The following is a 25,271-nucleotide window of genomic DNA, read 5'->3' on the forward strand; positions in this document are numbered from 1 at the left end:
CGGAGTCCCGATCTGTCCGCCAAGGCCCTTGGCACAGAAAGGATCTGTCTCATCCATGACACGAGGGATACACATCTCCGTGTAGCCTGAGACCAACTGCCGCAGGTGGGCGCCGCGCTGAATCGTTCATACTCGGGACGATCGCCGGCCTGCCGGTCAGCGGCGAACGCAAGCAGGTCTGCCTCGGGCGGGCCAACGCAAGCCATCCGCAAGAGGAGTTTCTGCAATGAGCGATTCGTTCTCCACCCGCAGCCAGCTGGACGTCGGCGGCACGACCTACGACTACTTCAGCCTGCCCAAGCTGGGACAGACATACGACATCTCCCACCTGCCCTACTCGATGAAGATCCTGCTGGAGAATCTGCTCCGGCACGAGGATGGCGGCGTGACCGTCGGCAAGGACCACATCCAGGCTGTGGCCCAGTGGGATCCCAAGGCCGAGCCGGACATCGAGATCGCCTTCATGCCCGCCCGCGTGGTGCTGCAGGATTTCACCGGTGTGCCGTGTGTGGTCGATCTGGCCGCGATGCGCGATGCGGTGGTCAAGCTCGGCGGCCGGCCGGAGCAGATCAATCCGCAGATTCCCTCCGAGCTGGTGATCGATCACTCGGTGCAGGTCGATGTGTTCGGTACACCCGATGCGCTGGACCTCAACGGCAAGATCGAATTCCAGCGCAACCAGGAACGCTATGGCTTCCTGCGCTGGGGCCAGAAGGCCTTCGACAACTTCAAGGTGGTGCCGCCCAACACCGGCATCGTCCACCAGGTGAATCTGGAAAACCTGGCCCGCGTGGTGATGACCGCGGACAAGGGCGGCAAGGCGGTGGCCTATCCGGACACCGTGTTCGGGACCGACAGCCACACCACGATGATCAATGGCATCGGCGTGCTGGGCTGGGGCGTGGGCGGTATCGAAGCGGAGGCCGCGATGCTTGGCCAGCCGTCGTCAATGCTGATCCCGCAGGTGGTCGGCTTCAAGCTGACCGGCCGCATGCCTGAAGGCGCCACCGCCACCGATCTGGTGCTGACCGTTACCCAGATGCTGCGCAAGCACGGCGTGGTCGGCAAGTTCGTGGAGTTCTTCGGTGAGGGCCTGCAGCACCTGCCGCTGGCCGACCGTGCCACGATCGGCAACATGGCGCCGGAGTACGGCGCGACCTGCGGCATCTTCCCGATCGATGAGGAATCGCTGACCTACCTGCGCCTGTCCGGCCGCAGCGAGGAACAGATCGCGCTGGTGGAGGCCTATGCCAAGGCCCAAGGCCTGTGGCACGACGCCAACACCGCGCACGCCAGTTACAGCGCCACGCTGGAGCTGGACATGGGCGAGGTCAAGCCCTCGCTGGCCGGCCCCAAGCGCCCGCAGGACCGCGTGCTGCTGGAAGACGTCAAGCAGAACTACCGCGAGAACCTGGTTGGCCTGACCACCAACCGTGACAAGCGCAACGACGACGTCTCCACGTTCGTCAACGAAGGCGGTGGCGCGGCGGTCGGCAACGAACAGCTGGCCAAGGGTTACAGCGATGTCGAGCTGGATGGCCAGAAGGTCCGCCTGAAGGATGGCGCGGTGGTGATCGCCGCGATCACCTCGTGCACCAACACCTCCAACCCGGCGGTGATGATCGGTGCCGGCCTGCTCGCGCGCAACGCCGCGGCCAAGGGCCTGGACCGCAAGCCGTGGGTCAAGACCTCGCTCGGCCCAGGCTCGCGCGTGGTCACCGATTACCTGGAAAAAGCCGGTGTGCTCACCGAGCTGGAGAAGGTCGGGTTCTACGTGGTCGGCTATGGCTGCACCACCTGCATCGGCAACTCCGGCCCCCTGCCCACCGAAGTCAGCGCGGGCATCGCCGCCGGTGACCTGGTGGTGGCCTCGGTGTTGTCGGGCAACCGCAACTTCGAAGGCCGTGTGCACCCGGAAGTGAAGATGAATTACCTGGCCAGCCCGCCGCTGGTCGTCGCCTACGCCATCGCCGGCACCACCGATATTGATCTGACCACCGAGCCGCTGGGCACGGGCAGCGATGGCCAGCCGGTGTACCTGCGCGATATCTGGCCGAGCAACAAGGAAATCGGCGACGTGATCGCCGCGACCATCGGGCCGGAGATGTTCAAGAAGAACTATGCCGACGTGTTCAAGGGCGACACCCGCTGGAACACCATCAAATCCCCCGATGGCGATCTGTACGAGTGGGACGGCAGCTCGACCTACATCAAGAACCCGCCCTACTTCGAAGGCATGACGATGGACGTCGGCCACATCGACGACGTGCACGGCGCGCGGGTGATGGGTCTGTTCGGCGATTCGATCACCACCGACCACATCTCGCCGGCCGGCAACATCAAAAAGGATTCCCCGGCGGGCCGCTTCCTGCAGGAGCGCGGCGTGCAGCCGGCCGACTTCAACAGCTACGGCAGCCGCCGCGGCAATGATGACGTCATGGTGCGCGGCACCTTCGCCAACATCCGGATCAAGAACCTGATGTTCGGCGGTGAAGAAGGCGGCAACACGTTGTACTTCCCGAACGATGGCGGCGAGCCGCAGAAGCTGGCGATCTACGATGCGGCCGTCAAGTATAAGGCTGAAGGCGTCCCGCTGGTGGTCTTCGCCGGGAAGGAATACGGCACCGGCTCCTCGCGCGACTGGGCGGCCAAGGGCACCAACCTGCTGGGTGTCAAAGCGGTGATCGCCGAGAGCTTCGAGCGTATCCACCGTTCCAACCTGGTCGGCATGGGCGTGCTGCCGCTGCAGTTCAAGAACGGCGAGAACGCGCAGAGCCTGGGCCTGGACGGCTCGGAAGTGGTCGACATCACCGGCCTGGAGGATGGCGCCAGCAAGTCGGCCACCCTTACCGCCACCAAGGCCGATGGCACGAGGAAGACCTTCGAGGCGCATGTGATGCTGCTGACCCCGAAGGAAGTGGAGTACTTCAAGCACGGCGGCCTGCTGCAGTACGTGCTGCGTCAGCTGGCGGGGAAGAAGTAAGCCAGCCGGCACGGTGCCGGCGATACCGGGCCACGCCCCTGCGGCCGTGACCTTCCGGTAGCCCACGACCAACGGTCGTGGGCAGGAACCGCGCATGTCGCAAACAACGCGCCCCGCAGTCACTCTGCGGCCGTTCTTCACGGGCCCTTCGCGTTTTCCATTCGGGACGGTATGCTGCCGAGGCATGAAACGACGGATACTCTCCGTCATCGCATCACATCATCCACGTTTCCTGGAGGGGGAATATGAGTCTGGAACGACCCTGGCTGCAGAGTTATCCCAAAGGCGTACCCGCCGAGATCGACGTCAACGAGTTCCATTCGGTCTCGGCCGTCTTCGACACCTCGGTGGCCAAGTTCCGCGACCGCCCCGCCTACTCCAGTTTCGGCAAGGTTCTGACCTACGGGGAAACGGACGCACTGGTCGAACAGTTCGCCGCCTACCTGCTCGGTGAACTGCAGCTCAAGAAGGGTGACCGCGTTGCCCTGATGATGCCCAACTGCCTGCAGTACCCGATCGCGACCTTCGGCGTGCTGCGTGCCGGTCTGACCGTGGTCAACGTCAACCCGCTGTACACCGCCCGCGAGCTCAAGCACCAGCTGGTGGATTCCGGCGCGGCCGTGCTGGTGGTGGTCGACAACTTCTGCGACACCGTGCAGCAGGTCATTGCCGATACCCCGATCAAGCAGGTGGTGACCACCGGCCTGGGCGACATGCTCGGTGCCAAGGGCATCGTGGTGAACTTCGTACTGAAGTACATCAAGAAGATGGTGCCCAACTACAGCCTGCGCGGCGCGATCCGCTTCAACCAGGCGCTCAAGCTCGGCAGCCGCCACACCCTGCCCAAGGTCGAGATCGATCACGACGATGTCGCCTTCCTGCAGTACACCGGCGGCACCACCGGCGTGGCCAAGGGCGCGATGCTGACCAACCGCAACCTGGTCGCCAACATGCAGCAGGCCTCGGCGTGGATCTCGGCCTCGGGGATCGAGATGGGCAAGGAGGTGATCATCACCGCCCTGCCGCTGTACCACATCTTCGCGTTGACGGCGAACGGCCTGGTCTTCATGAAGTTCGGTGGCTGCAATTATCTGATCACCAATCCGCGCGACATGAAGGGCTTCGTCAAGGAGCTCAAGGCCACTCGCTTCACCGCGATCACCGGCGTCAACACGCTGTTCAACGGCCTGCTCAACACCCCTGGCTTCGACGAGATCGATTTCTCCTCGCTGAAGGTCACCCTGGGTGGCGGCATGGCGGTGCAGCGTGCCGTTGCCGAGCGCTGGAAGAAGGTCACCGGCGTGACCCTGGTCGAGGCCTACGGCCTGACCGAGACCTCGCCGGCCGCCTGCATCAATCCGCTCAGCCTGGCCGAGTACAACGGCGCGATCGGCCTGCCGATTCCGTCCACCGACGCCTGCGTCAAGGACGATAACGGTCAGACCCTGCCCGCCGGCGACGTCGGCGAGCTGTGCATCAAGGGCCCGCAGGTGATGAAGGGCTATTGGCAGCGCCCGGAAGACACCGCCGCAGCGGTGGATGCCGAGGGCTGGCTGCACACCGGCGACATGGCGCGGATGGACGAACAGGGCTTCTTCTACATCGTGGACCGCAAGAAGGACATGATCCTGGTGTCCGGCTTCAACGTGTACCCCAATGAGGTCGAAGACGTCATCGCGATGATGCCCGGCGTGCTCGAAGTCGCTGCGGTCGGCGTGCCCGATGACAAGTCCGGCGAAGTGGTCAAAGTGGTCATCGTCAAGAAGGACCCCAACCTCACCGCGGAGATGGTCAAGGAACACGCGCGTGCCAATCTGACCGGCTACAAGCACCCGCGCATCGTGGAGTTCCGCAAGGAACTGCCGAAGACCAACGTCGGCAAGATCCTGCGCCGCGAACTGCGCGATACGCCCGCGCCGTAACGGCTGCCCAACCGTTGCCTGTCCACAGGGCCCCTGCCGGCAACGGCGGGGGCCTTTTGCATGGTGTGAGATGCCGGGGGTGTAGGATCGCGGCGTGTGGACCCGTCAGGCCCGCCGCCCACCGTCCTCCCAGCGGGCCAGCCTCCGAGGAAACTGCCATGAGCACCATTGAAAAGCTGCCCGTCAATCATCGCTACGCCACCATCCGCACCGCGACCACCGGCAACGACGATGCCCATTGGCTCTACATGCACGCCGATGCCTCCAGCGGCATCCGCCCGTGCTGCCGCAAGGACATGCTCGATGAGATGTGGAATTTCATGAGCGCGATCACCCGCACCCCGGCCGAACGCAACAGCGGCAAGCTGCGCCACTTCGTGCTGGCCTCCGATGCGAATGCCTACAATCTGGGCGGCGATCTGGACCTGTTCACCCGGCTCATCCGCGAGGGCAACCGCGACCGCCTGCTGACCTACGCACAGCGCTGCGTGGAAGGCGTGCACCACCTGCACACCGGCTTCGGGGGTGACGTACGCTCGATCGCGCTGATCCAGGGTGACGCGCTCGGCGGTGGCCTGGAAATGGCACTGGCCTGCCACACCATCGTGGCCGAGGAAGGCTGCGGCATGGGCCTGCCGGAAGTGCTGTTCGGCCTGTTCCCGGGCATGGGCGCCTACTCGTTCCTGTGCAAGCGCGTGGCCCCGCAGCAGGCCGAGAAGATCATCCTGGACGGCCGCGTGTATTCCTCCGACGAGATGTACGCCATGGGCGTGGTCGACGTGCTGGTGCCCAAGGGTCAGGGCATCAAGGCCGTGGAGGATCTGATCCGCCAGCATCAGCGCATTCCGCACTCGTACCTGGCGATGAATGCCGCGCGCAACCTGGCCCAGGCCGTGCGCTATGACGAACTGCTGGAGATCACCAAGGTGTGGGTGGATTCCGCACTCGCCCTGGGCGACAAGTCGCTGCGCACGATGGACCGCCTGATCAAGGCCCAGACCCGCCGCGCGACCCTCGACGTCGCCTGAGTCCTCCCCTCCCCTGTGTTGTTCAAGCCCGGCGGCCGCCGGGCTTTTTTTATGCTCCCCGCTCAGCGCATGTCGCCGCCGTCGTCGGCTTGACCCTGCCCCTTGCGCTGCGCACGCGCGTCCAACGCCTGTCGCCCTTCCTTGATACCGGTCTGGAGCAGGGTCATGCGCTGGCGCCATTCGCTCTTGAGCTGCCAGTCAGCCATCCGCATCAGATCGCCCGCACGGTTCGCCACGCGGACCAGGCCCAGGTTGCTGGCCACGCCCTTGATCGCATGCGCCTGCTCGCGGAAGTGCACCCAGTCGCCGCGCTCGCCATCGGCCAGCGCCACCCCCATGCACTGTTCGGCGTCGGCCAGGCATTGGCGGATGAACTCCCGTTCGAAGCCATCGCCCATGCCCAGCGAGGCGAGCTCGTCCAGTACACCAGGATCCAGCACGCCATCCAGGGCGGTGGCGGTGCGCACGATCGGTGCGCTGGCCTTGAGCTGGCCGTTGGAGGCGATGTCGGCCAGTACGTCCAGCAGCCGCACCGCGACCACCGGCTTGGCCAGGAACGTGTGGGCGCCGGCCTGGGTACAGCGCTGGATCGCCTCGGGGGTCACATCGGCGCTGAGCACCAGCACCGGCGTGCGTGGCCCACCGCCGGCCTGCATCACCCGCAGTTCCTTGAGCATGTCCAGGCCGCTCATGCCGGGCATGTGCAGGTCCACGATCGCCGCATCAAAATCGCTCTCGGCCATTGCATCAAGCACCGCTTCGCCGCCATTGACGCACAACACCTTGTGGCCGGCCTTCTGCAGCAGCCGCTGGAGCACCATGCGGTTGGCCTCATGGTCGTCGGCCACCAAAATGTGCATGCTGCGCACGCGCGCGCGGTGGCGCAGGAACGGATCGGCGAACGCGATGACGTTGCCGTTGCTGTCCGGCAGCCCATCCCCCACCAGGGCCGGGGTCACGGTGCCCAACGGCACGCGCGGCGGCGCGAACGGCAGTTCGACCCAGAAACGGCTGCCCTGCGGCGGGTTGTCGTCGTAGCCGATCTCCCCGCCCATCGCCTCGACCAGGCCCTTGGCGATGGTCGTACCCAGGCCAGTGCCTTCGTGGCGACGGGCCATGCTGACATCGGCCTGCTCGAACGCCTCGAACAGGCGCGGCCGCATCTCCGGCGCGACACCGATCCCGGTGTCCAGAATGTCGAAGCGCAGCCGCACGCCGCCGTTGGATTCAGCATTGAGCACGCCGACACGGATTTCCACGCGGCCATGGTCGGTGAACTTGACTGCGTTGCCGGCCAGGTTGAGCAGGATCTGGCGCAGATGCCCGACGTCACCACGCAGCAGCGGCGGTACGGTCTCGGCCACCTTGACCCGGTAATCCAGCCGCTTGCCTTTCGCCTGTGGCAGCAGGATCAGCCCGATGGCCTGGATCACATCGGCCAGCGCGAAATCCTCGGCGTTGACGCGCAGCTTGCCCGCTTCGATGGCCGAGATATCCAGCACCTCCTCCACCAGCGCCAGCAGGCTGCGCGAGGAGGCCTGGATGGTATTGACGCACTCGCGCTGCTCTTCATCCAGTTTGGTGGTGGCCAACACTTCGGTCATGCCGGACAGACCATTGAGCGGCGTGCGGAACTCGTGGCTCATGTTGGCCAGGAAACGGCTTTTGGCTTCGTTGGCACGGCGTGCCTCGGCCATGGTCCGGGTCAACTGGCGCAGCAGCGTGGAGAAGTACAGCGGCACCGCGGCCAGGCCCAGCCAGAGGCCAAATGCCAGCCGCGCGTTCTGCCCCCAGTACGGCGTCAGCAGCGCGGTGCTGCCAAAGCTCACCATGGCCATCGCCACGGCCACGTAAAGATAGTTGTTGCCGAACCGCATGCCGTTGCCGACCGTGACCCACATCACCACGATGTAGACCCAGGCCAGCGGCTCGCCCATCTGCACCATGCCGGCCGCGATCAAGCCATAGTCGGCCAGCATGCCGGCCACCCGGCGCGCGTCCGATCGCCCGGGGCGCCATAGCAGCCACCCGAACAGCCCCAGCGACAGGGTCAGCCCGGTCAGGACGATCGCCAGTACGCCGTGGTACTGCGCCGGCGGCAGATCGTGGCGCGGGCCAGGCATGAGCACATACATCAGGATCAGCGTGATCAGCGCTATCCGCACGATCGCCTGGCCGTGTTCGGAATCCGGGCGTTGCGCCAGACGTTGTTTCAGGCGCGGGTACAGACGGCGCATATCACATCCCCGGGCGGGATGACGCAGTGGAGTGCTGTGCGCAGATGTCCTCAAGCTGGAGACGGCCGCGCATCAGGGCATCGACGCAGCGCGGATCGAACAACCGTCCACGCTGGGCGTACAGATAGGCCAGCGTGGCTTCCATGGTCCATGCTTCCTTGTACGGACGCGGTGATATAAGGGCATCGAACACATCGGCCACGGCCACGATGCGCGCTTCCAGCGGAATGGCGTCACCGACCAGCCCATCCGGGTAGCCGCTGCCGTCGTAACGCTCGTGGTGGCGCAGCGCGATCAGCGCGCCCACCTGGATGAAACGGTTCTGGCTGCCACTGAGCAGTTCGTAGCCGATGCGCGGGTGCCGGCGCATGATCGCCTGCTCCTCATCGCTCAGCTTGCCCTGCTTGAGCAGCACCGCGTCGGGAATGGCGATCTTGCCCATGTCGTGCAGGGGCGCGGCCATCTCGATCAGCTTGACCTCTTCCTCCGGCAGCCCAAGCTGCTCGGCGATCAGGCCGGCCACATGGGCCATGCGTTCCAGGTAGGCGCTGGTGCCGGCATCACGGAATTCGATGGCACGCGCCAGCCGCGAGAGCGTCTCGCGCTCGCGCTCTTCCACCTCGTGCATGCTGGCCAGCAGGCGCTGTTCCAGCGACAGCGCGCGCTGCTTGACGTTCTCCGACTGCTGGCGCAGCTGCAGCAGGTTGTAGCAACGCGCGCGCAGTTCGCGCGGGCGGATCGGCTTGACCAGGAAATCGATGACCCCGGCTTCCAGCGCGGCCTGGCGGATCGGCTCGTCGCCGACCACAGTGATCAGGATCACCGGGATGTCGCGGTGCTTGGGCAGGCGTCGGAAACGGCGGGCGAACTCCAGCCCGTCCATCTCCGGCATGCGGTAGTCGAGCAGCAGCAGATCCACGGCATGCGACTCGCACCAGGCGAGCGCTGTGAGTGGATCGCCGAAGTCGTGCACGGACAGTTCCGGCGCGATGTCCTCGATGACATGGCGCAGCATGGTACGCGCGGACGTCTGATCGTCAACGATGACAATATTCAAGGCTGCTTCTGCCTTCTTCCTTGACCACACTGGAACATGCTGCGGAGAGGATACTCCGCCGCTCTGGACACTGGCACCTTGCATGGGTCCGCCTCCCGTCATGAACACCCCAGTTCATGATCGTCGTCACAGTGTGATGCCAATGTAGGCACCTCCTGCGACCCGTCATGGTCCGTGGCCATCACGCCCTGGCACCTCGCTGAGGCCACGCAGAAACCATACTCGCGCGGCCACGGGAGCGGAACCCCCATCCGGACGTGCCCCAAGCACGCCCGGACCTACGTCTCAGTTTTCCGGACGCATATACGGGAACAGCAGCACGTCACGGATCGAGCTGCTGCCGGTGAGCAGCATCACCAGCCGGTCGATACCGATGCCCAGGCCGCCGGTCGGCGCCATGCCGTACTCCAGCGCGCGGATGTAATCGGCGTCGTAATGCATGGCCTCGTCATCACCGCCCTCCTTCGCCGTGACCTGGGCCTGGAAACGGGCCGCCTGGTCTTCCGGGTCATTCAGCTCGGAGAAGCCGTTGGCCAGCTCCTTGCCGTTGATGAACAGCTCGAAGCGGTCGGTATAGCCCGGCTGGTCATCGTTGGCACGGGCCAGCGGCGAGACTTCCACGGGGTGATCGGTGATGAAGGTCGGCTGGATCAGCGTGTGCTCCACCGTGGCCTCGAAGATCTCCAGCAACAGCTTGCCCCAGCCATAGGACGGCTTGATGCGGATCTTCAGGCGCTCGCAGTGGGCCACCAGCGCATCACGATCGGTGCAGTCAGCCGCACTGATCTCCGGGTTGTGGTGACGGACCGCCTCGTCCATGCGCCAGCGGCGGAACGCCGGGGCCAGATCGATCGTGGCGCCGTCCCATTCCACCGTGGTGGTGCCCAGTACCTTGCTGGCCACGTCACGGATCACACCCTCGGTCAGGTCCATCACTTCGGTGTACGTGGCGTAGGCCTCGTACAGCTCCATCATGGTGAATTCCGGGTTGTGGCGGGTGCTGACGCCTTCATTGCGGAAGTTGCGGTTGATCTCGTACACGCGCTCCAGCCCACCCACCACCAGGCGCTTGAGGTACAGCTCCGGGGCCACGCGCAGGTACAGGTCCAGATCCAGCGCGTTGTGGTGGGTAGTGAACGGCTTGGCCGTGGCGCCGCCGGGGATGTAATGCATCATCGGCGTTTCGACTTCCAGGAAGTCGCGGTTGTCCAGCCAGGCGCGCATGGCGCGGATGATCCGCGAGCGCTTGATGAACACCTCGCGCGACTCCGGGGTCACGATCAGGTCCACGTAGCGCTGGCGGTAGCGCTGCTCCACGTCGGCCAGGCCGTGCCACTTGTCCGGCAGCGGGCGCAGCGACTTGGTCAGCAGGCGGATGCTGGTGGCCTTGACCGACAGTTCACCGGTCTTGGTGCGGGTCAGCCCACCCTCCACGGCGATGATGTCGCCCACGTCCCAGCCCTTGAAGGCGGTGTAGGCATCGCCCAGGGTGCTGCCCTGCAGAAACAGCTGGATACGGCCGGATTCGTCCTGGATCTGGGCGAAGCTGGCCTTGCCCATCACGCGCTTGGCCATCAGGCGGCCGGCCATCTTGACCTGGCGGTCACTGGCTTCCAGTGCTTCGGCGGTCCACTGTTCGGCATCGGCGAACTCGGCCTGCAGGGTGCCGGCGAAATGCTCGCGGCGGAAATCGTTCGGGTAGGCGATGCCCTGCCCGCGCAGGGCGGTCAGTTTCGCGCGGCGCTCGGCGATGAGGCTGTTCTCGTCGACGGGGGGCTGCGGCGCGGCGGTCTGATCGTTCATGGCGTGGGTCTATGTATGTCGGGGGGAGGTACGGTCCCCGCCATCATGCCGATGGTCGGGGCGGAATGCGAAACCGGGCGTGGCCCGGGCACAACGGATCGGGGCCGCGCGTGGCGGCCCCGACGGTCAGGCGTCGGTGCGTTTGGCACCCACGGCCAGGCCGGACTTCAGGCTGGCTTCGACGAATTCGTCGAGGTCGCCGTCCAGCACCTTCTGCGTATCGGAGCGCTCGATGCCGGTGCGCAGGTCCTTGATGCGGCTCTGGTCGAGCACGTAGTTGCGGATCTGGCTGCCCCAGCCGATATCGGACTTGGTGGCTTCCACCGCATCGCGCTCGGCGTTGCGCTTCTGGATTTCCAGCTCGTACAGCTTGGCGGCCAGCATCTTCATCGCGTTGTCGCGGTTCTGGTGCTGGCTGCGGCCGGTCTGGCAGGCCACGACCGTGTTGGTCGGGATGTGCGTGATACGCACCGCCGATTCGGTCTTGTTGACGTGCTGACCACCCGCGCCGGAGGAACGGTACACATCGGTACGCAGGTCGGCCGGATTGATGTCGATCTCGATGTTGTCATCGACTTCCGGCGACACGAACACCGAGGTGAAACTGGTGTGGCGGCGGTTGTCCGAATCGAACGGCGACTTGCGCACCAGGCGATGGACGCCGGTCTCGGTCTTCAGCCAGCCGTAGGCGTAATCGCCTTCCACGCGCAACGTGGCCGACTTGATGCCCGCGACGTCGCCGCCGGAGACTTCCATCAGCTCGGTCTTCCAGCCGCGCGATTCGCACCAGCGCAGGTACATGCGCAACAGGATTTCGGCCCAATCCTGGGCTTCGGTACCGCCGGCACCGGCCTGGATGTCGACGAAGGCCGCCGCGGTATCCATCTGCCCGGAGAACATGCGCTGGAACTCCAGCTGTTCCACGTGCTTCTGGTACTTGTCCAGGTCGCTGACCACGGCCAGGGCGGTTTCTTCGTCCTGCTCGCTTTCGGCCAGCTCCAGCAATTCACCCGACTCGGTCAAGCCGTCGAGGATCGTGGCGATGCCGCCGACGGTCTTGTCCAGATTGGCGCGTTCGCGGCCAAGATTCTGGGCGTACTCGGCGTTGTTCCAGATATCCGGGTTTTCCAGTTCCCGGGTTACTTCTTCCAGACGCTCTTTCTTGGCGTCGTAGTCAAAGATACCCCCTGAGCGAGAGCACGCGATCAGTGAGATCGGTGATGCGCTGGCGGACAGGATTGAGCTCGATCATGTCGGCGATTAATGCGTGCGAAAAGACTGTCCATCATAGCCTATCCGGGGCCTGCCCGGCCAAGCCTGCAGGGTGCCGCCCCCCGTGCGCATTGGCCTCACGCCGCCCCCTGCACGGCCAGCGCCTGCCGGAACGAGGGCAGCTGGCGGCGGCTGCACGGCACCCGGCCGCCATCGTCCATGTGCAGCAGGGCCTCACCCCCGTCCAGCGGCTCGATCGAGACCAGGTGACGCACGTTCACCAGCCAGCTGCGGTGGGCACGCACGAAAATCCCCGGATCCAATCGCTCTTCCAGCGCGGCCATGGTGCTGCGCAGCGGGTAATCGTGCCCGCGCACCCGCAGATTGACGTAGTTGCCCGCGGCCTGGGCGTACTCGATATCACCGGTGGCGACCAGGAAGTCGCGCCCCAGCTTGCGCACCAGGAACCGCTCCGGACGCTCCACGGCGTCCACCGGGGGAGCATCGTCCGGCGCGGCCAGCAGATGCGCTTCGCCCTGCCGGCGCCGCCCGAACCAGCTAAAAAAGTGCTCGATCGCCACGAAGGTGAAGAAGGCCCGGACATCCTTGAGGTACTCGTACAACAGACGTACCGGCCAGGTGGCATCGTCCTGGTAGTGATGGCCCAGCGCGGCATAGGCCAGATGGCGCAACCCCATCATCCCGGTGACATGCACCAGCGACCACGCCACGCTGGCCAGCAGGTACAGCGGCAGGCGCCGCCTCCAGGTATCGGCATGCAGCGGCCAGCGCTGGCAGCCCCACCACAGGACCGGCAGCGTCAGCAGGATCATCGTGACGCTGCTCAGCTCCCAGATCATCGGTTGCCACAGGCCGAGATCGTCACCACGGCGAGCCGCGTCCATGACGTCGACCAGCGCATTGGCCACCGCACTGGTCAACAGGATCACCGACCACACCAGCATCCGCGCACCCGGCCGCCACCGCGCAGCACGTCCGTTCGCCATTGAATCATCCATTTGCAAAGGGTCGTCAGGGTGTCTCATCCCCGCATGGTAGTGCGCCCCACCCGTCCCTTGGCGACCGCCATTCGTCACTTGGCGCCGACGGCAGCTCCCTTTGGCATGGCGGACCGCGCAGCGACTGCGCAACGTGGACGCTCCTTCCTTCGCTGTCCCGACCATGCCACGCCGCCACGACATCGACGCCCTGCGCGTGCTCGCCTTCGCCCTGCTCATCCTCTATCACACCGCCATGGCCTACGTGGATGGCTGGGGCTTCCATCTCAAGAGCGACTACACCGCCGAGTGGCTGCAATGGCCGATGCTGCTGGTCAACCGATGGCGGATGCAGCTGCTGTTCCTGCTTTCGGGTATCGCCATCGCCTTGATGCGCCCAGAGGTGCACATCGCGCGCTTTGCCGTGCTGCGCACGTGGCGGTTGCTGCTGCCGCTGCTGTTCGGAATGTTCGTCGTGGTGCCGATCCAGCCTTACGCCGAGGCGCTCACCAACGGACGTATCGAACCCGGCTTCGGCGCCTTCCTGCTGCGCTACTGGCAGATGCCTGCCTGGCCCCAGGACACGTTCGCCGGGTGGCAACTGCGCATCACCTGGAACCACCTGTGGTATCTGGCCTACCTGTGGGTGTACACACTGCTGCTGGCGCTGCTGATGCCGGTGCTGGAGACCCCTGCGGTGCGCCGCGCGGTGGAGCGCTACGCCCGGGCGCCGGCGCCGATGCTGATCGGATTGCCCTCGCTGCTCTCCTTCGGCTGGGTGGCCTGGCTCGATCCCCGGTTTCCCTCCACCAACCTGCTGTTCGGCGATTGGTACCAGCACGCCAAGTACGGCACGGTATTCCTGGCCGGCTATCTGCTCGCCCGCGCAACCCCGTTCTGGGCACGCGTGGTCGAGCTGCGCCGGCTCACCCTGGGGGTGGCGGTCTTTGCGGCGTGCTGGTACTTCGGCATCCGCATCCTGGGGCGGGTGTTGCCGGCCGATTCCCTGTTGCGGCAGTGGCCGGACAGCATCTGGACGGTGCAGGTGATGGCCAGCCAGTCGCTCTACCTGTGGGCCGTGCTGCTGACCCTGCTCGGCTGGGCCAAGGTGTACCTGGATCGCCCATTCCGCTGGCTGCCGTACTGCACCGAGGCGGTGTATCCCTGGTACATCCTGCACCAGAGCCTGATCATCGCGCTGCTGTTCTGGCTAAAGCCGCTGCATCTTGGGCCGTGGTGGGAGCCGCTGCTGGTCTTGGCCGGGACGGTCGCGGGCTGCCTGCTGCTGCACGAAGTGCTGATCCGGCGCATCGGCTGGCTGCGTCCTCTTTTCGGACTGCGCCAGCAGCGGCGAGCGTTGTCGGTCACGCAGGCAGTGCCCCAGGACTGAGGATTATCGCCTTGGCGGGGTATTGGCCGCTGGCGGCACACGGCGCGACGTCCTCCTGCACCACGCCGGCGCTCACTTCACCTCGAACTCCCCGACCAGCACCGTCTCCGCCCGGTCCTTCAAGCGCAGCGTGACCTGCTGGTCGCGCTGGTCGCGGCTGCCCCACTTGGTGCTCAGGCGCAGCATCAAGGTGGTGGCACCCGTGACCACCTGCTCGCGGCTGCCGAAGTAGTTCGCTTCGATCTTGTAGGTGCCCGGCTTGGCATCACGCAACGAGAACTGCTCCGGGCCATAGCCGCCGGTGAAGTCCTGCGACATCTGCCCGCCCTGGTAGGTCAGCCGGTTGCCGTAGTAGGCGCGCTCGCCGTTGGGGTCGGTGACCCACAGGTCCATGTCGCTGTTGTCGCTGTCCCAGCTCAGCACCACGCGCAGGTCCAACGGCATCGCCCGGCGCAGGCGCGGGTCGATGGCCGAGGCATCGACGCGCTCGCGCAAGATGAGCCGGGTCAGTTCATCCAGCGCGATCAACGAGATGCCGTCGAAGCGGCCATCCCACGGCCGCACCACCACTTCATACAGGGATGCCACCGCCGCCTGGTACTCCCCCGCCGCTTCCAGCGCCAGGCCGAGATCACGGAAACTCTGTGGCTCCTCCTCGCCCATCGCCAGCACCTGCCGGAACAACGGCACGGCCAGCGCCGGCGCCTTGGCCTGCATCAGCCGGTAGCCGAGCACGCGCAGCACGTGACGGTTCTCCAGCTGCATCTCAGCCAGGTTGGACAGCACCCGCAGGGCGAGATCACGTTGTCCGCTGGCCAGCAGCAGATCGGCCACGTCCAGATAGAACGCACTGCTGCCGGCGTGTTGTTCGCGCTCCTGCAGGTACAGCGGATACAGCTGGGCGGGCGTGGCGTCGCGCAGGCGGCGGGCATAGGCCGAATCCGGCGCCCACGGCGCCAGGGTCAGGGTGATCTGGCCGCTGTTGGTCTTCGGTGCCAATTTGGCGCGGCGCTCGGTGGTGGCCTCCGCCTCATCGGCAACCGCCGAGGCGGTGAGCTCAACCCGATCCAGCGCCATCGGCGCCGCAGGTGCCGGCGGTGGCGGCGCCATCGCCATGGCGACCGGTGCGGCGTCGGACCGCGATTCCGGCTTGGGTCGCGGTGGCGCATTCTTGGGCCAGCGGGTATTCCACCACTGCTCGCGCTCGGCGAACTGGCGGGCGATGCCATCCAGGCGGCGCTTCCGCTCGGTCGCCGCGTCGGCCACCGTCACTGCATGGCGCTGGTCGTAGGCGGCGCGCAGGGGTGCCGGCGGACGGATCCCGTAACGCAGGTAGTCGTCCAACGTTTCAAGAACCAGCAGCGAGGTATCGGCGGTCACCACACCGAACTGCTGGGCCAGCAGCTTGGACGCTGGCGTCCCGGCCGGGTCAGCGGCGAGCGTGGCCAAGCGGGCATTCGCCCAAGCGTGCGCGACCAGGCCGCCGTCCATCCCCCGTGCGTTCGCGAGGCTGAGCGTGATCGGTTGTGGATCACTTCCGCCACCGCGCAGAGACAGCAGCACCGTCGCATCGGGACGCAGCACGCGGCCGGTGATGCGGATCCAACCTTGTGTGGCGCTGGCGGCATCCACGTTCACGTCCTCCACGCCACGCGCCACGACCTCGGCCACCTCAACCGGCTGCTGGAGCAGCAGCGGCATCACGCCAGCCACGTCCGCCTCATTGCTCACCTGCAGCAGCTGACCATGATGGGCGCCGGCCCAGGCGCGCAGGCGCGGGGTATCGGTCTTCGCACCAGCGCCGCTCAGCGCATACAGGCGTTGATCGGGCGACAGCGTGGGCAACGTCTGGCTGCCGTAGTTGGCCAGGCCGTCGCTGACCAGCAGGTACTCGCCGATGGCGGGGTTGGGGGTCCAGTCGCCCAGTGCACTGGCGCCATCGTTGGGCAGTGCCTGCAGATACTCGCGCAGTGCTGACCAGTCGCCCTTGCTGACGGTGAACTCCCGCGGCGTTTCGCTGCGGTCACGCAGCACGGTCAACTGGACCTGGCCGGTGCCGAGGGCCTGGAAGTAGCGATCCAGTACCGCCAGTTCGGCCGCGCGGTCGCGTAAACCTGCCGAGCCCGATGCATCCCAGAGCAGGCCGATGCGCCGAGGCAGAACGCGCGGCGCGGTGGACGTGCGAACCGGCACGCTGGCCAGCAGATAGCGCTGCCCCTCATGCAGACCGGTGACCACGTCAGTGCTGCGCGCGAGCGGAAGGTTCCACTGCAGCTGTGCAGGCAGATCCGCGCCCCGCCCCTGCCACTGCGCCGCATAGGCGCCAGTCTTCACTGTGAATCCCAGTGGATTGGCGCCAACGGCGACCGGCTTGCCCGTCCCGCTGGCCTCGAGCTTCACCGTTACCTGCTCGGCCTGGCGTGCAAAGAACACGGGCAGTGACCACTGCAGGCCCTGCGGGACGGTCGGCAGGCTGTCGCGCAACACCAGACGGACGCGACGCTCACCACGCGCCGGGATGGGATAGAGCCGCAGCCGGAACTGATTGCCGGCGGTCTGTTCCAGCAGCCCCGGATCCACCTGGCGGCGCTCGATCGCCTCGAACACCTGGCGGCCCTGCGCCTTGGGGACCGGCACCGCGTCGCGCAGCTCACCGTCGATATCCAGTGCGAACCCGGCCACCTGTTGGCCCGCGGCCAGCGGAAATGCCAGCCGCCCTTCCAGCACCCGCGCGTTGGGATTGTGGAAGGTCAACTCAATCGTGGTTTCACCCAGCCCCGCCATGACACGACTGTCGATACGGGCCTCGGTCAGCCGCACCGGCACCTCGGCGCCGGCCACCTGCAGGATCGGTGGTCGTGGCGGCGGCAACCGCCGCGGCTGGGCGTGCACGCTGGGCAGCTGCCAGCACAGCAGCGCGAGCAGACCGATACTGCGCAGTGCGAGTCCCATGTGACGCTCCTGATTCGATGACACCTCATTGAACGCACGGCGCACGAGAACGGGGTTGAGCGGCGGCAATCGCCTGTTCCGGTCATGGACGCCTCATCCGTGCTGGGCCAAGATCGCCCTCCACGGATTGATGGACCAAGGATGCTGCATGCGCCTGTTGTTGACCGCCCCGCTGTTGATGGGGCTCACCCTGCCCGGTTACGCCGCCCCCATCGAGGGCGTGACGTTCACCCACCACGATTGGACGCTGGCCTGCGACAACACCCGTACCTGCCGCGCCGCCGGTTATCAGGCCGATGACAATGGCGGCGATCCGGTCTCGATCCTGCTCACCCGCGCGGGCGGACCGAACCAGCCCGTGCAGGCGGAACTGATGCTCGGCCAGTACGACGACAACACCGCCACCCAGCGGCTCAGCCTGCAGATCAATGGCACCTCGCTGGGCCCGATGCAGTTCGATGCCGCCGAGGGCACCGCCACTTTTTCCGCGAAGCAGCTCACCGCCCTGCTCGGCTCACTGACGCGCAACAGCCGCATCGAGCTGATCGGCGACGATGGCGCGCGCTGGACGGTCTCCGATCAGGGCGCCTCGGCCGTGCTGTTGAAGATGGATGCGTTCCAGGGTCGCCTTGGCACACCCGGCGCGTTGATGCGCAAGGGCACCCTCGCCGAATCCTCGGTGCCGCCCGCACTGCCGGTGCCGGTCGTGCAGCTGGGCAAGCCGGTGGCAACACGCCCGGCGGACACTGCGCTGGCCGCATCGCCGGCGCTGCGTGCCGCCCTCACAGCAGTGACGTCAGCCGACGATTGCGAAGCGCTTGGACCCAGCGGCAGCCTGTCACCCGGCGAGGAACCCGAAGCGCTGACGGTGCAGCGGCTCAGCGCCGACAAACTGCTGGTCTCGCTGAGCTGCTGGCGCGGCGCGTACAACACCGGTGACGGCTATTGGGTGATCAACGACCGCGCGCCGTACCAGCCGCGGCTGGTCACCACGGCAGCGGTCAGTGATGAGGTCCGCACCATCCAGGAGGCGCACAAGGGCCGTGGCCTTGGCGATTGCTGGTACTCCACCACCTGGGGCTGGACCGGCACGCAGTTCGTCAGGACGGAAGAGAGCAGCACCGGGCTGTGCCGCCTGGTCGCCGCTGGCGGCGCCTGGGAGATGCCGACACTGGTGACGCAGGTACGCGAGTAAGCCGAACCCGCTCGGTCACGCGTCGGCGCAGTGCTCCACGATCAGCTGGATCGCGCCGCCGCCACGGTAGTCATCGCTGACCAGCCGGTACGCGATATGGACATGGTTGGCCGGCGCATTGCCGGTCCAGCCGCTGAAGTGGATGGCGCTGACCGGTTCGGCACGGCCCGGCACGCGCAGGCTCAGTTTCAGGTGCTTCTCCTTGAGCACCTGCCAGCGCGCGACCTGGAAGTGACCATCGAACAACGGTTCCGGGAAGCCCTGTCCCCACGGCCCGGCCAGGCGCAGCGCCTCGGCATGGGCGAAATCCAGCTCCTGCGGCAACAGCTCGCCGTCGGTCAGCAGCAGCTGTTGCAGCGACAGTGGATCCAGCGTGCGCTCCACCACCTCCACGAAGGCCTGCTCGAACGCGGCCAGCTGCGCGTGCGGCAGGCTCAGGCCCGCAGCCATGGCGTGGCCACCGAATTTGTCGATCAGGCCAGGGTGCGCCGCGTTGACCAAGGCCAACGCGTCGCGGATATGGAAGCCGGGAATCGAGCGCGCCGAGCCACGCAGCGAATCGCCGCCGGGCTCTGAAGGTGCGAACGCGATCACCGGCCGGTGCAGCCGATCCTTCATCTTGGACGCCACCAGCCCGACCACGCCGGGATGCCATTCGGCATCGAACAGGCACGCCGCAACCGGGCGCACGCCCTCGGCGCTGAGCACCGCACGGGACACCGCCAGTTCTGCGTCGTCGGTCATCAGCTGCTGGACCGCACGGCGCTCGGTGTTGATCGACTCCAGCGTCGTGGCGATCTCACGCGCGTGGGCGCGGTCTTCGGTGAGCAGCAGCTCGATGCCCAGCGCCATGTCTTCCAGCCGGCCAGCGGCGTTCAACCGTGGCCCGAGCGCGAAACCGATGTCACTGCCGGTCAGCCGCGAGGCGTCACGCCCACTGGCCTCGATCAGCGCCTGAAGGCCGACGCAGCCCTTACCGCTGCGCAGCCGGCGCAGGCCGGCCGAGACCAGGGCACGGTTGTTGTCATCCAGCGCGACCAGATCGGCGACGGTGCCCACCGCGACCAGGTCCAGCAGGGTCAGCAGATCCGGCTCTGGTGCCGTGGCATACGCGCCCTGATCGCGCAGGTGGCGGCGCAGCGCCATCAGTACATAGAAGATCACCCCGACGCCGGCCAGTGCCTTGCTGGGGAACGCATCGCCGCTGATGTTGGGGTCGACGATGGCATCGGCCGGCGGCAGATGTTCGCCCGGCAGATGGTGATCGGTGACCAGCACCTTCCAGCCCAGCGCCTTGGCCGCGTTGACGCCGGCATGGCAGGCGATGCCATGGTCGACCGTGACCAGCAGGCCCGGATTGAGCGGGGCCAGCTCGGCCACCAGCGATGGCGACAGCCCATAGCCATGCAGCATGCGGTTGGGCACCGCGTGTACCACATCGCGCGCGCCGAGCATGCGCAGACCGCGCACCCCGACCGCACAGGCGGTGGCACCATCGCAGTCGAAATCGCCGACGATCAGGATGCGTTCGTTGTTGGCGATCGCATCGGCCAGCAGCGTTACCGCGGCCTGCATGCTGCCCAGCAGATCCGGCGCATGCAGCTGGGCCAGCTTCGGCTGGGCCTGCGCGGCATCGGTCACCCCGCGCGCGGCGTACAACCGCTGCAGCAACGGCAACATGGAGGACGGCCACTCGCCGACGGCGGCGGCAGGGCGGCGCTGGATACGGGGTGCTTCAGACTGGGTCAAAACAGGCTCGATCGATGACGTTCGCGAGCATGATACCGCCCCGCTACCGGTAGAGCAGGCCGCTGGCCGGCTGTCCTTCGCGGCGCACTCAGAGGTCGTGCAGCTGCACCGGCTTCTTCCAGAACCGCCAGCGTTGGGTCTTGTCGATCTCCACGCGGGCGCCATCCTCGAAATCCAGCACCAGCCGCTTCAATTCCCCGCGCGCGATCGCCGCCAGCAACGGGCGGATCGCCTCATTGCCCAGCTGTTCCAGCGAACGCAGCTGACGCAGGTCCACCAGGGCATCCACGGTCTGCTCGCCATCGGCCTGCAGACCCGCAGCCTTGGCCAGCGCCTGCAGCAGTGCATCGCGGCTGCGGACCTGGGCATGCGCGGTGGTCACGCGTTCGGGCAGCTCACCGCCACCCCAGAACCACAGCGAGTTGATCGCACGTTTGCCGTCGGCCACGCGCTGCTGGTTCCACTCGTGCTGGTGCAACACCACCTGCGCTTCGGTCAGCAGGGCGCGCCAACGGCGGCCTGCATCGCCTTCGGGCAGATGGGCAAACAGATCATCGCCGAGCACTTCATCGGGCTCGGCGAAGACGGGCAGCGTGGTGCCTGGCGGCAGGCGCAGATACCAGCGCGACGGCACCGGTGCATCCAGCACGAAACCGTAGCCGGCAAACAACGGCTGCAACGCGGGCAGCAGATGCATCACATCGGCCAGATCGGGGCGCAGGGTATCCCCGTGCCCCATCAGGCGTGCGCCATGCATGTCCGGCACCACATTGGCCGGATCGGCCCGCAGCCACACGGATTGGTCGGCATCGCCGACATCCAGCTGGCGGGTCAGGGCTGCGGCAGACCACGCGTCCGGCTGCGTCTGGAAATGCCGACGCAGCTGGGCGCGTTCGCCTGCCTCGGCGCTGCGGCGCTGCGCACGCCCCAGCGCCTTGGCGACGTCATCGGGCAACGGCGCCGCCGGAAACCGGCTGCGCGCCGGCAGCAACAACGTCGCCGTGGCCATCGCCGTCAGTCCAGGTACTGGACGCTGACGATTTCGTACTCGCGCTGGCCGGCCGGCGCGTCGATGGTGACCGCATCGCCTTCCAGCTTGCCGATCAAGGCACGGGCCAGCGGCGAGGAGATCGCGATCAGGCCCAGCTTGATGTCCGCTTCCAGGTCGCCCACGATCTGGTAGCGCTTCTCTTCCTCGCTCTCCACGTCCGACAGCTCGACGGTGGCGCCGAACACCACCTTGCTGCCGGCGTTGAGCTTGGTGATGTCGATGATCTCGGCATGCGAGAGCTCACCTTCCAGCTGCTTGATGCGGCCTTCGATGAAGCCCTGCTCTTCGCGCGCGGCGTGGTACTCGGCGTTCTCTTTGAGATCGCCGTGTTCGCGCGCCTCGGCGATCGCCGCGATGACCTTCGGGCGCTTGACCGACTTCAGGTGGTCAAGCTCTTCGCGCAGACGCTGCGCGCCCTTCAGGGTGATCGGTGCTCTCATGCGTTCAACTCCTTGTGCAGTTCCTGCAGCGACCAGACCGGGCCGGTACCGCGGAATTCCAGTGATTGCACCAGCGCCATGGCGCCGGCGATGGTGGTCGAATAGGTCACGCGATGCTGCAGCGCTTCGCGACGGATCGAGAACGAGTCGTTGATCGCCGCGCGACCTTCGGTCGTGTTGACGATGTAGACGATCTCGCCGTTCTTGATCGAATCGACGATGTGCGGACGGCCTTCGACCACCTTGTTGACGATTTCGCAGGTCATGCCGTGCTCCTGCAGCCATGCGCCGGTGCCACGGGTGGCGACCAGGGTGTAGCCGCGCTCGACCAGTGCCTTGGCGACCGGCAGCACGCGCTTCTTGTCCGGATCACGGACCGACACGAACGCCTTGCCCAGCGGCGGCGCCTTGATACCACCAGCTTCCTGCGCACGCGCGAAGGCGGCGCTGAAGCTGCGGCCCACGCCCATCACCTCACCGGTGGAGCGCATCTCCGGCCCGAGGATCGGATCGACGCCCTGGAACTTGGCGAACGGGAAGATCGCTTCCTTGACCGAGTAGTAGCCCGGCACGATTTCCTTGGTCGCGCCCTGCTCGGCCAGCGTCTTGCCGGCCATGCAGCGCGCGGCGATCTTGGCCAGCGGCATGCCGGTGGCCTTGGAGACGAACGGCACAGTGCGCGAGGCACGCGGGTTCACTTCCAGCAGGTACACGATGTCTTCGCCGTTCTCGCCGGCCTGGATCGCGAACTGGGTGTTCATCAGGCCGACCACGTTCAGGGCCTTGGCCAGCTCCACCACCTGGCGACGCAGCTCGGCCTGGGTTTCAGCCGACAGCGAGTACGGCGGCAGCGAGCAGGACGAATCGCCCGAATGCACGCCGGCTTCTTCGATGTGCTCCATCACGCCGCCGATCAGCACGTTGCCGTCCTTGTCGGCAATGATGTCCACGTCCACTTCCACGGCGTTGTCCAGGAAGCGGTCCAGCAGCACGGGCGAATCGTTGGAGACCTTCACCGCGTCGCGGACGTAGCGCGCCAGATCGGATTCACCGTAGACGATTTCCATCGCACGGCCGCCCAGCACGTAGCTCGGGCGCACCACCAGCGGGTAGCCGATTTCGCGGGCCAGCAGCAGCGCTTCCTGGTCGTTGCGGGCGATGCGGTTCGGCGGCTGCTTCAGGCCGAGCTTGTCGACCAGCTGCTGGAAGCGCTCGCGATCTTCGGCCAGATCAATGGAGTCCGGCGAGGTGCCGATCACCGGCACGCCGTTGGCTTCCAGCGCGCGCGCCAGCTTCAGCGGGGTCTGGCCGCCGTACTGCACGATCACGCCCTTGGGCTGTTCCAGCTCGACGATCTCCAGCACGTCTTCCAGCGTCAGCGGCTCGAAGTACAGGCGGTCGGAGGTGTCGTAGTCGGTGGAGACGGTTTCCGGGTTGCAGTTGACCATGATGGTTTCAAAGCCATCATCGCGCAGCGCCAGCGCGGCGTGCACACAGCAGTAGTCGAACTCGATGCCCTGGCCGATACGGTTCGGACCGCCGCCCAGGATCATGATCTTGTCGCGGTTGCTCGGTGCCGCTTCGCACTCGTCCTCGTAGGTCGAGTACAGATACGCGGTGCTGGTGGCGAACTCGGCAGCGCAGGAATCCACGCGCTTGTACACCGGGCGCACCTTGTGGGCACGGCGCAGCGCGCGCACGGCCGCTTCGTTGGTGCCGGTCAGCTCGGCCAGGCGGGCGTCGGAGAAGCCGGCGCGCTTGAGCTTGCGCAGGCGCACGGCGTCCAGCGCGTCGATGCCATCGGCGGCCACCTCGGCCTCGGCCTGGATGATCTCTTCGATCTGGTCCAGGAACCACGGGTCGATGTGCGACAGCGCGAACACCTCTTCCACGCTGAAACCGGCGCGGAACGCGTCACCGACGAAGAACAGACGCTCCGGGCCCGGGGCCTTGAGCTCGCGCTTGAGCGTGGTGATGTCATCCTCGTTGGACAGGTCCAGACCGGTCGGGTCCAGGCCGATCTTGCCGGTTTCCAGGCCACGCAGCGCCTTCTGCAGCGACTCCTGGAAGGTGCGGCCCATCGCCATCACCTCGCCCACCGATTTCATCTGGGTGGTCAGGCGTGCATCCGCCGCCGGGAACTTCTCGAAGGCGAAGCGCGGGATCTTGGTGACGACGTAATCGATCGACGGCTCGAACGAGGCCGGGGTCAGGCCGCCGGTGATTTCGTTCTTCAACTCGTCCAGGGTGTAGCCGACGGCCAGCTTGGCCGCGACCTTGGCGATCGGGAAGCCGGTGGCCTTGGAGGCCAGCGCCGAGGACCGCGACACGCGCGGGTTCATTTCGATCACGACCACGCGGCCGGTGGTCGGGCTGATGCCGAACTGCACGTTCGAGCCGCCGGTATCCACGCCGATCTTGCGCAGCACGGCGATGGAGGCATCGCGCAGGCGCTGGTATTCCTTGTCGGTCAGGGTCTGGGCGGGGGCCACGGTGATCGAGTCACCGGTATGCACGCCCATCGGGTCCAGGTTTTCGATCGAGCAGACGATGATGCAGTTGTCGGCGGTGTCGCGCACCACCTCCATCTCGAATTCCTTCCAGCCCAGCACCGATTCTTCCACCAGCACTTCGGTGGTCGGCGACAGTTCCAGGCCGCGGGTCACGATCTCGACCAGCTCTTCGCGGTTGTAGGCGATGCCGCCACCGCTGCCGCCCAGGGTGAAGCTGGGGCGGATGATGGTCGGGTAGCCGACGCGGGTCTGGATCTCGATCGCCTCTTCCAGCGTGTGCGCGACCGCAGCCGACGGGCACTCCAGGCCGATCTCGCCCATGGCCACGCGGAACAGCTCGCGGTCTTCAGCCATGCGGATCGCATCGCGCTTGGCGCCGATCAGTTCGACGTTGTACTTCTCCAGCACGCCGTTGTCGGCCAGGTCCAGCGCGCAGTTCAGCGCGGTCTGGCCACCCATGGTCGGCAGCAGCGCATCGGGCTTTTCCTTGGCGATGATCTTCTCGACCGTCTGCCAGTTGATAGGCTCGATGTAGACGGCGTCGGCCATCTCCGGGTCGGTCATGATGGTGGCCGGATTGCTGTTGACCAGCACCACGCGGTAACCCTCGTCGCGCAGTGCCTTGCAGGCCTGCGCGCCAGAGTAGTCGAACTCACAGGCCTGGCCGATGACGATCGGGCCAGCACCGATGATGAGGATGGTTTTAAGGTCAGTGCGCTTGGGCATTGTCTTCTCTAAGTC

Annotated in this window: 15 protein-coding genes; 5 read left to right on the top strand and 10 right to left on the bottom strand. The window is 66.3% G+C overall.

All coding sequences use genetic code 11. From position 1 onward, the window contains the following. Nucleotides 1-226: 226 nt before the first annotated feature. The 3 genes from acnA to AC13F7_RS05695 all read left to right on the top strand — a co-directional run bounded on the left by acnA (nt 227) and on the right by AC13F7_RS05695 (nt 5,933). On the top strand, nt 227-2,983 hold the full coding sequence (gene acnA, locus AC13F7_RS05685; protein ID WP_482999532.1) for an aconitate hydratase AcnA: 2,757 nt from the start codon (nt 227-229) through the stop codon (nt 2,981-2,983). 245 nt (nt 2,984-3,228) lie between these two features. Beyond that, nucleotides 3,229-4,905 carry a long-chain fatty acid--CoA ligase gene (locus tag AC13F7_RS05690; protein ID WP_346470570.1) on the top strand — a complete coding sequence of 559 codons (1,677 nt, stop codon included), beginning with the start codon at nt 3,229-3,231 and terminating at the stop codon, nt 4,903-4,905. Nucleotides 4,906-5,063: 158 nt separating this feature from the next. Further along, a complete protein-coding gene (locus AC13F7_RS05695) occupies nt 5,064-5,933 on the top strand; it encodes a crotonase/enoyl-CoA hydratase family protein (RefSeq protein ID WP_482999533.1) in 870 nt (289 codons plus the stop codon). A 62-nt stretch (nt 5,934-5,995) separates the two neighbouring features. Here AC13F7_RS05695 and AC13F7_RS05700 read toward each other — a convergent pair whose 3' ends face one another. The 5 genes from AC13F7_RS05700 to AC13F7_RS05720 all read right to left on the bottom strand — a co-directional run bounded on the left by AC13F7_RS05700 (nt 5,996) and on the right by AC13F7_RS05720 (nt 13,249). Further along, complete coding sequence (locus AC13F7_RS05700) at nt 5,996-8,170, bottom strand: ATP-binding protein (RefSeq protein ID WP_482999534.1); 2,175 nt, start codon at nt 8,168-8,170, stop codon at nt 5,996-5,998. A 1-nt stretch (nt 8,171) separates the two neighbouring features. Further along, complete coding sequence (gene rpfG, locus AC13F7_RS05705; RefSeq protein WP_346470567.1) at nt 8,172-9,311, bottom strand: cyclic di-GMP phosphodiesterase response regulator RpfG; 1,140 nt, start codon at nt 9,309-9,311, stop codon at nt 8,172-8,174. A gap of 201 nt (nt 9,312-9,512) precedes the next feature. Next, nucleotides 9,513-11,030, bottom strand: coding sequence for a lysine--tRNA ligase (gene lysS, locus AC13F7_RS05710; protein ID WP_121036697.1), 1,518 nt, complete (start codon nt 11,028-11,030; stop codon nt 9,513-9,515). 126 nt (nt 11,031-11,156) lie between these two features. Beyond that, nucleotides 11,157-12,282 (bottom strand): peptide chain release factor 2 gene (prfB, locus tag AC13F7_RS05715; protein ID WP_179459037.1). Its coding sequence is split into 2 segments (ribosomal slippage): nt 11,157-12,206 and nt 12,208-12,282, totalling 1,125 coding nucleotides; the frame shifts between segments, so codons are not numbered across the junction. A 97-nt stretch (nt 12,283-12,379) separates the two neighbouring features. Further along, nucleotides 12,380-13,249 carry a LytTR family DNA-binding domain-containing protein gene (locus AC13F7_RS05720; protein WP_482999535.1) on the bottom strand — a complete coding sequence of 290 codons (870 nt, stop codon included), beginning with the start codon at nt 13,247-13,249 and terminating at the stop codon, nt 12,380-12,382. A gap of 175 nt (nt 13,250-13,424) precedes the next feature. Between AC13F7_RS05720 and AC13F7_RS05725 the strand changes: the two genes are divergently transcribed. Next, nucleotides 13,425-14,630 (top strand): acyltransferase family protein, encoded by a 1,206-nt coding sequence (locus tag AC13F7_RS05725; RefSeq protein WP_483000094.1) that lies wholly within the window; start codon nt 13,425-13,427, stop codon nt 14,628-14,630. A 72-nt stretch (nt 14,631-14,702) separates the two neighbouring features. Here AC13F7_RS05725 and AC13F7_RS05730 read toward each other — a convergent pair whose 3' ends face one another. After that, nucleotides 14,703-17,582, bottom strand: coding sequence for a VIT domain-containing protein (locus tag AC13F7_RS05730; protein ID WP_482999536.1), 2,880 nt, complete (start codon nt 17,580-17,582; stop codon nt 14,703-14,705). 148 nt (nt 17,583-17,730) lie between these two features. On the opposite strand from AC13F7_RS05730, the gene AC13F7_RS05735 reads away from it, so the two are divergent. Next, nucleotides 17,731-18,777, top strand: coding sequence for a DUF1176 domain-containing protein (locus AC13F7_RS05735; RefSeq protein WP_482999537.1), 1,047 nt, complete (start codon nt 17,731-17,733; stop codon nt 18,775-18,777). Nucleotides 18,778-18,792: 15 nt separating this feature from the next. Here the strand turns inward: AC13F7_RS05735 and recJ are convergent, their stop codons facing one another. The 4 genes from recJ to carB form a co-directional block, all read right to left on the bottom strand. Further along, complete coding sequence (gene recJ, locus AC13F7_RS05740; RefSeq protein WP_483000096.1) at nt 18,793-20,457, bottom strand: single-stranded-DNA-specific exonuclease RecJ; 1,665 nt, start codon at nt 20,455-20,457, stop codon at nt 18,793-18,795. Between the two features lie 157 nt (nt 20,458-20,614). After that, nucleotides 20,615-21,535, bottom strand: a complete 921-nt coding sequence (locus tag AC13F7_RS05745) for a phosphoglycerate mutase (protein ID WP_482999538.1) — start codon at nt 21,533-21,535, stop codon at nt 20,615-20,617. A gap of 5 nt (nt 21,536-21,540) precedes the next feature. Next, nucleotides 21,541-22,005, bottom strand: coding sequence for a transcription elongation factor GreA (gene greA / locus AC13F7_RS05750; protein ID WP_179459625.1), 465 nt, complete (start codon nt 22,003-22,005; stop codon nt 21,541-21,543). 8 nt (nt 22,006-22,013) lie between these two features. Continuing rightward, a complete protein-coding gene (carB, locus tag AC13F7_RS05755) occupies nt 22,014-25,256 on the bottom strand; it encodes a carbamoyl-phosphate synthase large subunit (protein WP_482999539.1) in 3,243 nt (1,080 codons plus the stop codon). Nucleotides 25,257-25,271 lie beyond the last annotated feature (15 nt).

The organism is Stenotrophomonas sp. K-6 (assembly GCF_056861555.1).